We start from the raw sequence: 12461 nt of genomic DNA on the forward strand, positions 1-12461 counted from the left end.
ATTATTGATTTGTTATTGCTATGGGAAATAAATATAAATTAAATATACCGCATAAAGGCAGAATGCTTTTGATAGACGGTATTGTTGATATTAATTTTGATGATAATGAAATACTTACTTTTTCTCAAATAAAAAAAGACAATGTTTTTTATGATAATTCGGAAAATGAAGGTATTGATTCTTATATTTTTACTGAATATGCGGCACAGACTGCTGCAGCCTATAACGGTGCTTTGGAAAATAGTACTGATGATAAAAGAATAGGTTTTCTTTTAAATATTAAAAAAGCTGATTGCTATATTGATAAAGTTAAAGCAGGAAATAAAGTTTATATATTTGTAAAAGAGACTTTAAAAGACGGAAGTATTGCCTATTATGACAGTAATGTAATTATTTGTAATGATGATATAAAAAGTATAGAAGAATATAAGAATATAATTAATAGTGATAGTACAAAAAAAGTTATGGACTGTTCTATAATGGTAATGGAGAGTTCTGCACAAGATTTTTGATTTTAGTTTTTTATTTTAATAAAGAATGGATACAATTATGAAAAATAAATCTATTTTAGTAACAGGTGCATCTGGAAGCATAGGGCTTGCAATATCAAAAAAGATTATATCAAGCGGTTATGATACTGTTATGTGCTATAATAAAAATGATTCTTTTATAGATGATATAAAAACTTATTCAAGAGACTATGATGTTAATATAAGATTTTTAAAAATAGATGTTACAAACAGAGAAGAAGCTAAAAATATTTTACTAAAAGATATAGAAGATAATGCAGCATATTATGGGGCAGTACTTTCATCTGGAATAACTATGGATAATGCTTTTCCTGCTATGACTTCAGATGAATGGGATAAAGTTATAGATGTTAATTTAAAAAGTTTTTATAATATAGTTAATCCTATAATTATGCCTATGATAAGGTTAAAAAAGGGAGGTCGTATTATAGCTATAAGTTCTGTTTCTGGTATAATAGGCAATAGGGGGCAGGTTAATTATGCTGCTTCTAAGGCTGGGCTTATAGGTGCTGTTAAGTCTTTGGCTATAGAATTGGGAAAAAGAAATATTACTGTAAACTGTATTGCTCCCGGTATAATAGAAAGCGAGATGATTAATGAAGAAATAATAGAGCATGCCAAAAATATGATAGCATTAAAAAGAATAGGAAAACCTGATGATGTTGCCAATGCTGTAAACTTTTTGCTATCTGAAGAAGCTAATTACATAACTAAACAGGTTATTAGTGTTGACGGCGGAATGTTTTAGTTAATTTTTATATTTAAATAATTGTTTTTTTCTGTATAATTTATATATTTATAAAAAATATTTTACAAATACAGTTTTAATCTTATTTTATATTATATGATTTATATATAATGGATTGTTTATGAAAAAATTATTTTTTGTATTTTTTATATTTATTCTGATTTTTAATGCAGCTTATACATTAACTGATAATGAAACTAGTTTTCTTAAATCATGCGAAGAGGGTAAATACGACAGAGTAGTTTCTCTTATCAATAAAAAAGTTAATGTAAATACTGTTTCAGAAGATGGAGTTACAGGCTTAATGCTGGCAGCTCATCATGGACATAGTGCTATTGCGAGGCTTTTAATTAATTCAAATGCTGATGTTAATATCGCTGATAAGGTAGGATATACTGCTTTAATAATGGCATCTACTGGAGGATATACTGATATAGTAAAAATACTTTTGAAAGCTGGTGCCGATGTTAATGCGGCTAATACATACGGAGAAACCGCTTTGCATACTGCATCATATAAACTTTATTCTGATATAGTTCAGACTTTGGTTGATTATAAAGTTAATATAAATGCTGTAAACAATGACGGCGATAATGCTTTAATAATGGTTTTTATGTCGGCAGATAAAAGCGAGAATATGCTTCCTGTTGCTAAGATATTATGCGATAATGGAATAGATGTTAATGCCAGAGATAAAAATGGAAGAACAGCTCTTACTTATGTTAAAGAAAATTATAAAAAAGCAGATTCATTAATAGCTTTTTTAAATGAATATGGTGCTTTGGAATAATAATTATTTTTATATTTTAATTTTTGAGGTAAAATAATAAATGATAGAAGATTTAATAGAGAGACTTCCTAAATTGGAAGGTATCAAAAAAGATATAGAGAATGCTATAAATGAAACTATAAATGCTTATGAAAGAGGCAATAAAGTATTAATAGCTGGAAATGGCGGAAGTGCCTGCGACAGTGAGCATATAGCGGGTGAGCTTTTAAAAAGTTTTTTAAAAAAGCGTCCTATAAAAGAAGAGATAAGAAAAGAACTTCTAAAAATTGAAGATGGAGAATATATTGCTGATAATTTGGAATCTCCGTTAAGAGCAGTAGCTTTAACATCACATTTGGGACTTTCAAGTGCTTATCTTAATGATAAAGAGCCTTATTTGGTATTTGCTCAGCAGTTATTAGGTTTTGGTGATAAAGGGGATATTTTCTTTGCTATAAGCACTTCTGGTAATGCTAAAAATATTATTTATGCTGCTAAACTTGCTAAGGCTATGGGTATAAAGGTTGTATCTTTTACAAATGAAAATGGAGGAAAATTAGCTTTAATGGCTGATATTGCAATTAAAGCTCCTGCTAAAGAAACTCATATATCACAGGAATATCATGAGGCGATATATCATGAGATTTGTATAAGAGTTGAAGAACATTTTTTCAAAGAAAATAGATAATTAGTTTTTTAATTCAAAAAATTATTATTAAATATAAAAAGCTAAGCTATTGAAAAATTATTGATTATAATATATTATATTCAAAATAACTAATTATAATTTTTAAGGATATAATAATGACTACAGATAGAGAAGAATTAGAAGCACTTTTATATCAAACCAGATTAAGAATAGAAGAAAATCAAAAAGATGAAGTATTAGATAGATTAAACAAAGATTTAAAGTTTATAGAAGAATTATTTGAAGTTAATGTTGATGGTATAGACCCTTTATATCATGTTATAGATTTGCCTGAATATTTGAGAGAGGATGTAGCTGGTAAAACTTTAGATAATGAAGTTATAATGAGTCTATGCCGCAGCGGAGAATATGGTTATATTGTAGTTCCAGCAGTACCTGCAGCTTTAGAAAACAGCGAGCATCAGGCTAAAAAATCATAAAATATTAGAGGTCATCAATTATAGATGAATTATTCTTACGATAGAGAAGAATTAAAAAAAGAAAAGCGTAATGCTCTTAAAGCTATATTAAAGCCTTTTATATTTATCTATTATAGAAGTAATAGTCTGCTTTATAGAGCTGCTGCTAGGCTTGTATTGGGGTTTATTATAGCTTTTGTTTTATTTGGCATTCTTACTTTATTTATCAGATTTGACAGAATGAAAAGCTCAACTATGATGAATACTATAGAGCCTAATGATATAGTTATAACTTCAAAATTGAGATATGCTGTTTCATTAAGACCTTTTGTTTCGTCACTTACAGGTAAAACAATAATTTTTTCAAGACCTAAAAGAGGGGATATTGTATTTATGATAGACCCCAGAACAAAGAGAGAATTTTTTTTTAAGAGATTTGCGTCATATTTTGTATATTTTGTAACTTTCGGAAATGTTAATATATCAAAAACAAGATATTTAATAAAAAGAATAGTAGGGCTTCCTAATGAAACTATAGAGATAAAAAATAAAACAGTTTATATTAATGGAGAAATGCTTAATGAACCTTGGGCTAATATCGATTCTGACAGCAGAATATTAAATAAAGAAATATCTGCCAGAGATAATTTCGGACCTCATATTATAGGGTATAATGAGTATTTTGTAATATCGGACAATAGGGATTATGGATATGACAGCAGAGATTTTGGTAATGTGCATTTTTCTAATATAGACGGAAAGGTTATTTCCAAATAATTTTTATTTATTATCTAATTATACAAGAGTTTTATTATGAAACTTAAAGATAATCATAAATTAACATTATATTCCTGCTACATAGGATATATAACTCAGGCAATTATTAATATATTTCCGCCGCTTGTTTTTATAATGTTTCAGAAAAATTTTAATATATCATTAACGCAGATAGGTTTTCTTTCATCTTTTAATTTTGCTGTGCAGATGATTGTAGATTTTTTATCAATTAAATTTATAGATAAAATAGGATACAGAGTTCCAATAGTATCAGCACATATATTTTCTGCTTTGGGATTATTTTTGCTTGGAGTGCTCCCTTTTTATATAGATCCTTATTTAGCTATGTTAATATGCTTTTTTATTAATGCTGTAAGCGGAGGTCTTATAGAGGTTTTGGTAAGTCCTATAGTAGAGGCACTTCCAGAAAAACAAAAAACTAAAGCTATGAATATACTTCATTCATTTTATTCTTGGGGTTCTATGTTGGTAGTGATGCTATCAACTTTGTATTTTAATATATTTGGAATTGAAAATTGGGGATATATGTCTATGCTTTGGGCTTTAGTTCCTTTTATAAATATATTTTTATTTGCAAATGTTCCTCTTAATGTATTAAAAACTCATGAAGATAATATGAATGCTAATAACGTAGTTTCTATAAGAAAATTATTGTCTGTAAAAATAGTTTTAGTGTTTTCTATTTTGATGATATGTGCAGGGGCAAGTGAACAATCTATAGCTCAGTGGGTATCATTATTTGCAGAGGCTGGTCTTAATGTAGATAAAACAATAGGGGATATATTCGGTGCTTGTATGTTTGCATTTTGTATGGGCATAGTGAGACTAATTTACGGAATGAACTCTGAAAAAATAGATATAAAAAAGTCACTCCTTATATCGTCTTTTTTCTGTGTAATTGGGTATTTAATAACAGTATTTAGTCCGTATGCTTTTTTATCATTAATAGGATGTGCTGTATCTGGTTTATCTGTTGCTATCATGTGGCCTTCTGTATTTAGTCTTGCTTCAAAAATATACAACAAAGGAGGTACTGCTATGTTTGCATTGCTTGCTTTGGCAGGTGATGCAGGCTGTTCTTTAGGTCCTTTTATAGTTGGTATTGTTTCAAATAATATTTATAATAATTTTAATAATAATATAATTGAATCATCATTAAAAATAGGAATTTTATTTGCTGTATTTTTCCCTGTTATGATGTTTATAGTTTTACTATTTTTCAAAAATAGTAAAACAAATTCGTAAAAGTAAATTGATACAGTTATTTATTATAATTTTTTATTAAATATTAATAACGGGCGTATAATATATTTATTATACACTTACAAGTTTTTATTATAGTTCTTCTATTTCTCTTATACTCAATCCTGTTAATTCACTGATAAGATTTAAATCCATATCTCTATTTTTCATATTTTTAGCCATAGATATTGCCTTATTTTTTTCACCTTGTTCTATACCTTGTTCTATACCTTGTTCTATACCTTGTTCTATACCTTCAATTATTCCTTCTTCTTTTGCTTTCTTCAAGTCTAGTTCTCTACTTTTATCAAAAAAATAAGTATCCACTTCACGCTTTTTATATTTATCCATTACTGGACTATCATTAACAAATATACGGCATTTCTTTTCTACTTCTTCAAATATAGTATTTTCTTTCATTAAGATAGACATATCCTCTCCTTTAAAAAATTTTACCCAAGAAATGAATTCTTTATGTATATTATCTAAACTTTCTATTGTAGAAATATTTTTTAAATTGAATTTAGGCAGCTCCAGAAAATGAATCTGACAATGATCTGTTAGAATTTTATTATTATTTAATTCTTTTAAAACATAGCAGCTATGTACTTTATCTTCATTTGTAAGTATGAAATTTGTAATATTGATACTTACGGTTGCTTTTAATTCATCATAAAAAGAACCTCTATTTAAACTGCTGCTGTAATTATAAGCCCAATAATACAAAGCTCTTTTTATAAAATCTTCATTTCCTCTAGCTTGTATCTCTATTAAAACAGTTATACCTGTTTCTGTTGTTGCTTTTATATCTACAATACTTTCCTTTTCATCATAGTTATCCGCTATATTAAAAGGATTAAGTATTTCTATTTTCTTAAAAGTTTCAAAGTTTAAATCTTTAAATACAGCATTAATGAAATTTAAAGCTATATTTTCATTGCCTTTATGTGAAAATAAATAGCGTATAAAATAATCATTAATTCTATTTAAATTATTTATTGTAACTGTTTCATTTAGTATTTGCTTTAATTTATCTAAATCTTTCATAGCTTTATTATACTAAATTAACTATAAAGTTACAAGTTTAATCATCAAAATTTAGTTTCTATTTCTTTGAGCTTTTTTTAGAATACCTGTAATCTTTCTAAGTTTAAAATACTCTGCCATATCTAAAGCAGTATCTCCATGGTCATTTTCTATATTTACATCGGCTCCTTTTTCTACTAGAAATTTGACAAATGGTTCAGCAAACCTTGATCCTGATGATGCACAAGCCCAAATTAAAGAAGTGTATCCATTATAATCTTGAGCATTAATATCTGCACCTTTTTCTAATAAAACTTCAGCTAATTTTATACGATATTCCTGAAAACTTTTATTATTAAAATTACCTTCACCCATACCAAGATATATTAAAGGAGTATATTCTCGTTTATTCTTTATGTTTACATCAGCACCTTGCTCTATTAAAAAATGAGCTATTTCAAAGTCTAGTATATCAATACTTCCTTCATCTGAAGTATCAAGAGTTTTATTTAAAGCTGTGTCTCCTTTATTATCTTGTGCATTTATATTGGCTTTTTTTGAAACTAAATATTTTATTACATCTATATTTCTTTCAGGACTATAGTCACATGCTGATATTAAAGCAGTACTTCCTCCTTTATAAAAGTTTACATCAGCACCATTTTCCACTAATAATTTTACTGTTTCTAAATTATTTACACCATATATTAAGGCTGTATTTCCATAATTATTGAAAGCATTTATATCAGCACCTTTTTGTATTAGAAGTTCTGCCACTTTTATATTATGAAGTTTGGAAGCATACATTAAAGGTGTCTCTCCATGATTATTTTTTACATTTATATCGGCACCATTATTTATTAAAAATTCTGCAGCAGATGAATTTTCATCATATCTAGATTCAATATGTTCATAATCTAATGAGAGTAATAGGGGAGTTACTACTGAGCTATATTCAGAATGTGTTTTGGCATTTACATCGGCACCTTTTTCAACTAAAAATTTAACCATATCATAGTCATTTCTTAAAGCTGCTATCATTAAAGGAGTATAATCATAATCTTCTGGATAATGCTCCCCAGCCTTTATTCTTGATTCTAAGTCAAAACCATTTTCTACTAATACTTTAAACATTTCCCTATTTTGTGCCAATGCTGTTGAAGCTCTATAAGATTTATTAAGAAGTGATGCTCCATCATTGTCTTTAGTATTTACATCAGCACCGTATTTTATTAATAAATTAAATATTTTTTTAGCATTTTCTAGCATTTCTTCTTCTCCATAATGATCATAATAAATATTATAATATAATACAGTGTTTCCATCATTGTCTTTAATATTTATATTGGCACCATTTTCTAATAAAAATTTAACCATTTCATAGTTTCCGCTTACAGCAGCGTACATTAATGCTGTACAACCGTCTTCATCTTGTGTGTTTATATTGGCACCTTGTTGTATAAGTAATTTTGAAATATCATAATTTCCATTTCCATCATCATTAGCAATAATTAAAGCTGTTTTGTTTTCATTATTTGCTGCATTAGGGTTGGCACCTTTATCAAACAAATATTTAACCATATCATAGTCTTCTTTATAAACAGCAATCATTAAAGGAGTATAATCATAATCAGATCTATCCGCCTTTATTCTTGACTCTAAATCAAAACCATTTTCAACTAATATTTTAAACATTTCTTTATTTTTATCAAAAGATTCTGAAATTCTATAGGATACATCAAGAAGAGATGCTCCTTCATCGTTTTTAGTATTTACATCAGCACCGTATTTTATTAATAAATTAAGTATTTTTATAGCATTTTCTGTTTCATTTTCTTGTCCGCGACTATTATGCTCAATAGTATAATATAATGCAGTTTCTCCTTCTATATCTCTAATGTTTACATCGGCACCATTTTTTAATAAAAATTCAACCATTTCATAATTTGTATCTCTAGCAGTATACATTAATGCTGTAGCACCTGCTTTATCTCGAATATTTACATCAGTACCTTCTTTTATAAGTAATTTTGCTATATCATCATATCCGCATACAGAAGCATTTATTAAAGCTGTTCTATTATAAGAATCTAATGCATTACAGTTTGCTCCTTGCTCTAAATATGATTTAACTTTTTTTATATTATTATCCTCTACAGCGGAAAATAACGATTCATCTAAAGTCTTAGAATACAAAAGAGTATTAAACAAGAATAATATAATAAATAACTTTTTCATATATCCCCCCATATGCTTATCTCATATAACTGCATTCTATATTTAAAATTATATTATGTCAATGATATAGTTTTTTTGTTTTATAAATTGCTATTAATAAAATTTTTAGTATAATTAAGTTATGAAAGAGATTAACAGACTTAATGATTTATTTGTACGATATCTAATTGGTACTGAAGGTGATGAGGATATTTTAGAAAATATTGTTAATGCTGTTTTAAATGATGTTGGATTTGAATCTGTGAGTAATCTTGAAATAATCAATCCTTACAATTTAGCAGAAAATGAGAATTTAAAGGAATCAATCCTTGATGTTAAAGCAAAAACTAAAGATGGTAAAAAAGTGCTTGTTGAGATACAGTTAGTAGGAAACAACAATTTTATAAAAAGAATATTGTATTATATTGCAAGAAATATAGCCTCTGAGTTAAAAGAAAGTGATTTATACATTAATATAAGTCAGATGATTAGCATTAGTTTTATCAATTTTAATTTAGATATAGGAAGCGAGACTGATATAAAAAGAGAGCATAAATGTTTTACATTTGCTGATATTAATAATCCTAGTCTTAGACTGGATGATTTTCAGATACATTTTATAGAGATTAAAAGATTTGCAGAAATATTAAAAAATGCCAGTATGGATAAATATAATAGTAATAATCTTTTATCTTGGATTGACTTTTTTACTACTAAAGATTTAGAAAAAGATATTAATAAACTCATAGGAGGAAATACAATTATGAGTAAGGTTATAGATAAATATAAAAGATTTGTAGCTGATGAAAAAGAGATGTCTGCATATAATGAAAGAGATACTTTTCTTTACGGACAGGCTGCTATGCTTCAGTATGAGAGAGCGGAAGGAAAAAAAGAAGGTATAGAAATAGGCTTTCAGCAAGGTATAGAGAAAGGTATTAAAGAAGGTATAGAACAAGGTATAGAGAAAGGTATTAAAGAAGGTATAGAACAAGGTATAGAGAAAGGAGAAATAAATAAAGCAAAAACTATAGCATTAAATCTAAAAAACATAAATATGAGTATTGAAGATATAAGTAAAATAACTGGTTTAACTATAGAGGAAATAAAGGAGCTATAATGAAAAATTATGTGTATCTGATAATGAATATAGTTTTTGTCAGATATTTTTTACAAGTAAATTTTTTATGTATAAAAAATAAATAAAAGTTATAATAGGAATACAATATGAAAAAAATTATTATAAAAAACGGTACAGTAGTTAATGCCTCAGAAACTTATAAAGCTGATGTATTAATAGAGGGTGAAAAAATTTCAAAAATAGGTGCTGATTTAGAATGCGATGATGCAGAGATTATTGATGCTTCAGGCAAATATGTAATGCCGGGCGGAATAGATGTTCATACTCATATGGATATAGATGTCGGCATAGGGCGAGCAGTTGATGATTTCTATACTGGTACTATTGCTGCTGCCTGCGGAGGTACTACTACTATAGTTGATCATATGGGGTTCGGACCTAAAGGCTGTGATGTATTTCATCAATTAAAATATTATCATACTCTTGCTGACAATAAGGCAGTTATTGATTATAGTTTTCATGGAGTTTTACAGCATGTTGATGAAGATGTGCTTAAAGGTCTTGAAGTATTAGCTAAAGAAGAAGGTTTGCAAAGTACAAAACTTTATTTAACTTATAACTATAAAATAGAAGATGATAATGTTGTGCGTGTATTAAAGAAGATGAAAGAGCTCAATGCTGTTTCTGCTTTTCATGCTGAAAATCATTATGTCATAGAGTATTTAAAAAAGAAATTTGTTGAAGAGTGTAAAACTTCTGCACATTATCACCCTATAAGCAGACCTCCTGAAGCTGAAGCTGAGGCAGTTAATAGAATTATACATTTATCTGTTATAGCTGGAAATGCTCCTGTATATATAGTACATACTTCTGCGGGAAAAAGTGTTGATGAGATAGTTAATGCTAGGGCTTTAGGTCATAAAAATATTTTTTCTGAAACTTGCCCTCAATATTTAGTTTTAACAGATAAAGAGTATGACAGAGAAGACGGACTTAAATTTGTAATGTCTCCTCCTTTAAGAAAAAAAGAAGACAGTGAAAGATTATGGAAAGCTATTGCCGAAGGACATATTCAGGTTATAGCAACAGATCATTGTCCTTTTAATTATGAAACTGATAAAATTAAAGGAAAAGATAATTTTACTAAATGTCCTAATGGAGCAGGCGGAGTAGAGGAGAGATACCCGCTAATGTTTTCAGAAGGAGTGATGAAAGGAAGAATAACAATTAATAAATTCGTTGAAACTTTATGCTATAATCCAGCTTTGATATACGGACTTTACCCAGAGAAAGGTGCTATTATACCTAATGCTGATGCTGATATTACTATAATAGACCCTAATAAAAAATCAGTTATTACAAAGTCAAATATGCATGGAGCATGCGATTATACCGCTTATGAAGGAATGGAGCTTTTATGTTCTGTTGATACTGTTATATCAAGAGGAAAAATAGTATTTAAAGATAATAAGTTTTTAGGCAGTAAGGGGGACGGAAAGTTTATAAAAAGAAAAACTTTAGATAATTATACCGACTTTAATAATCATTTCAAATTGGGTGATTATATAGATATTGACTGTAATTAAAAATTATAATAGACTTGTTTCAAAAGTACTTGACAAGATTATATATAAAATTTTTATAATTTATAAATTATAAAAGTAATGTTTTGCATGTTGTATAACTTATTATTGTAAATATACATTCCTTCGCTGCCAACACCATACTTAACAGTACTTACTTCAGTCGCAGGTGGACTTCGTCGGCAGGAAAAAGAAGTGGGGGGTACGAAGTACGCAGAGCGGTGGGCAAAGCCCCAACTATAATTTAAAAATATTAAATTAAAAATTTATAAATATTAATAAATTTAGTTTTGAAACAAGTCTATTATTTATTTTAAAAATATAACATCATCAATATCAAAACCCAAATTTAAATCATTCCCTTCTTTATAATTACTTTTATAATTTTCTTTATTAAGTCTCCAAGTTATTTGAGTATTTGTATTGATTGGTACTGATGTTATAATATAGGAAAACATATCTTCTGTAATATTTGTTATTTTAGATTTTATATGTATATTATTATTTAAATTATCATCATAATCAAAAAATGAGTACGGACGTATACCTATATAGTTAGCATTTCCAATATTTTCTTTATCCTCTTTTAACGTTATTGTAATATTCCAGTCCAAGCATTCTATTTTTTTATTTGAAAGTAATTTTATTTTTGAGAAGTTTTTATATCCTGTTAATAATGCTGAAAAATATGTCTTTGGATTTTCAAAAAGATTGTATTTGGAATCTATTATATCAAATTTTCCATTATTGATTATACCTATATTGTCGGATAGTCTGTATACTTCATCTCTGTTATGCGATACAAATAGAGTAGTAAGATTAAACTCTTTTATACTGGACGATATAAATTTTTCCAATTCCCATTTTATATGATAATCCAATGCACTCAAAGGCTCATCAAGCATTAATATATTCGCAGATGATACGAATATTCTTGCAATTGCTGTTCTCTGCTGTTCGCCTCCTGATATTTCTCTTGGCTTTTTATTTCGTATATCATATATAAAAAACTTTTTCATTATAAAGTCTATATTATGATTTATTTTTTTATCCCTTATTCCGCATTTAATATTTTCTTCAACAGTCATATTTGGAAATAATGCATAATTTTGAAATAAAAAACCTACATTTCTTTTCTGAGGCTTTATATTAATTCTTTTTTTGGAATCATAAAAAACTTTTCCGTCAAGTTCTATATATCCGCTGTCTGGATTTTCTATTCCAGCAATGCATTTTAATGTCATGCTTTTTCCGCTTCCAGATGCCCCTAAAATAGAGAATACTCCATTTTTTACTTCGAACTGCAAATCTAAATTAAAATTAGACAATCTCTTTTTTATATCAACTATTAAACTCAATA

The 12461-nt window shown here is 27.7% G+C and carries 12 protein-coding genes; 9 read left to right on the forward strand and 3 right to left on the reverse strand.

From position 1 onward, the window contains the following. The first annotated feature begins 20 nt into the window (after positions 1 to 20). The 7 genes from Q1X91_RS03040 (at position 21) to Q1X91_RS03070 (ending at position 5197) form a co-directional block, all read left to right on the forward strand. Positions 21 to 512, forward strand: coding sequence for a 3-hydroxyacyl-ACP dehydratase (locus Q1X91_RS03040; RefSeq protein ID WP_300753304.1), 492 nt, complete (start codon positions 21 to 23; stop codon positions 510 to 512). A 37-nt stretch (positions 513 to 549) separates the two neighbouring features. Then, positions 550 to 1278, forward strand: a complete 729-nt coding sequence (gene fabG, locus Q1X91_RS03045; protein WP_300753305.1) for a 3-oxoacyl-ACP reductase FabG — start codon at positions 550 to 552, stop codon at positions 1276 to 1278. Positions 1279 to 1399: 121 nt separating this feature from the next. Further along, the gene (locus Q1X91_RS03050) at positions 1400 to 2068 is read left to right on the forward strand and encodes an ankyrin repeat domain-containing protein (protein WP_300753306.1); all 669 of its coding nucleotides are present in this window, start codon (positions 1400 to 1402) and stop codon (positions 2066 to 2068) included. Between the two features lie 40 nt (positions 2069 to 2108). After that, a complete protein-coding gene (locus tag Q1X91_RS03055) occupies positions 2109 to 2735 on the forward strand; it encodes an SIS domain-containing protein (protein WP_300753307.1) in 627 nt (208 codons plus the stop codon). A gap of 116 nt (positions 2736 to 2851) precedes the next feature. Beyond that, positions 2852 to 3175, forward strand: a complete 324-nt coding sequence (gene gatC, locus Q1X91_RS03060; RefSeq protein ID WP_300753309.1) for an Asp-tRNA(Asn)/Glu-tRNA(Gln) amidotransferase subunit GatC — start codon at positions 2852 to 2854, stop codon at positions 3173 to 3175. 24 nt (positions 3176 to 3199) lie between these two features. Further along, positions 3200 to 3931, forward strand: coding sequence for a signal peptidase I (gene lepB / locus Q1X91_RS03065; protein ID WP_300753310.1), 732 nt, complete (start codon positions 3200 to 3202; stop codon positions 3929 to 3931). A gap of 36 nt (positions 3932 to 3967) precedes the next feature. After that, positions 3968 to 5197, forward strand: a complete 1230-nt coding sequence (locus Q1X91_RS03070) for a sugar MFS transporter (protein WP_300753312.1) — start codon at positions 3968 to 3970, stop codon at positions 5195 to 5197. 90 nt (positions 5198 to 5287) lie between these two features. On the opposite strand, the gene Q1X91_RS03075 is transcribed toward Q1X91_RS03070, so the two are convergent. Next, complete coding sequence (locus Q1X91_RS03075; protein ID WP_300753314.1) at positions 5288 to 6241, reverse strand: Rpn family recombination-promoting nuclease/putative transposase; 954 nt, start codon at positions 6239 to 6241, stop codon at positions 5288 to 5290. 51 nt (positions 6242 to 6292) lie between these two features. After that, positions 6293 to 8458, reverse strand: coding sequence for an ankyrin repeat domain-containing protein (locus Q1X91_RS03080; RefSeq protein ID WP_300753316.1), 2166 nt, complete (start codon positions 8456 to 8458; stop codon positions 6293 to 6295). Between the two features lie 121 nt (positions 8459 to 8579). Here Q1X91_RS03080 and Q1X91_RS03085 point away from each other — a divergent pair, with 121 nt between their 5' ends. After that, the gene (locus Q1X91_RS03085; protein WP_300753318.1) at positions 8580 to 9557 is read left to right on the forward strand and encodes an Rpn family recombination-promoting nuclease/putative transposase; all 978 of its coding nucleotides are present in this window, start codon (positions 8580 to 8582) and stop codon (positions 9555 to 9557) included. A 107-nt stretch (positions 9558 to 9664) separates the two neighbouring features. After that, complete coding sequence (gene hydA, locus Q1X91_RS03090; protein ID WP_300753321.1) at positions 9665 to 11104, forward strand: dihydropyrimidinase; 1440 nt, start codon at positions 9665 to 9667, stop codon at positions 11102 to 11104. Positions 11105 to 11409: 305 nt separating this feature from the next. Here the strand turns inward: hydA and Q1X91_RS03095 are convergent, their stop codons facing one another. Continuing rightward, positions 11410 to 12459: an ATP-binding cassette domain-containing protein gene (locus Q1X91_RS03095; RefSeq protein WP_300753322.1), complete on the reverse strand. Its 1050-nt coding sequence runs from the start codon at positions 12457 to 12459 to the stop codon at positions 11410 to 11412. Positions 12460 to 12461: the final 2 nt, after the last annotated feature.

The organism is uncultured Brachyspira sp. (assembly GCF_949287625.1).
Taxonomy (GTDB): domain Bacteria; phylum Spirochaetota; class Brachyspiria; order Brachyspirales; family Brachyspiraceae; genus Brachyspira.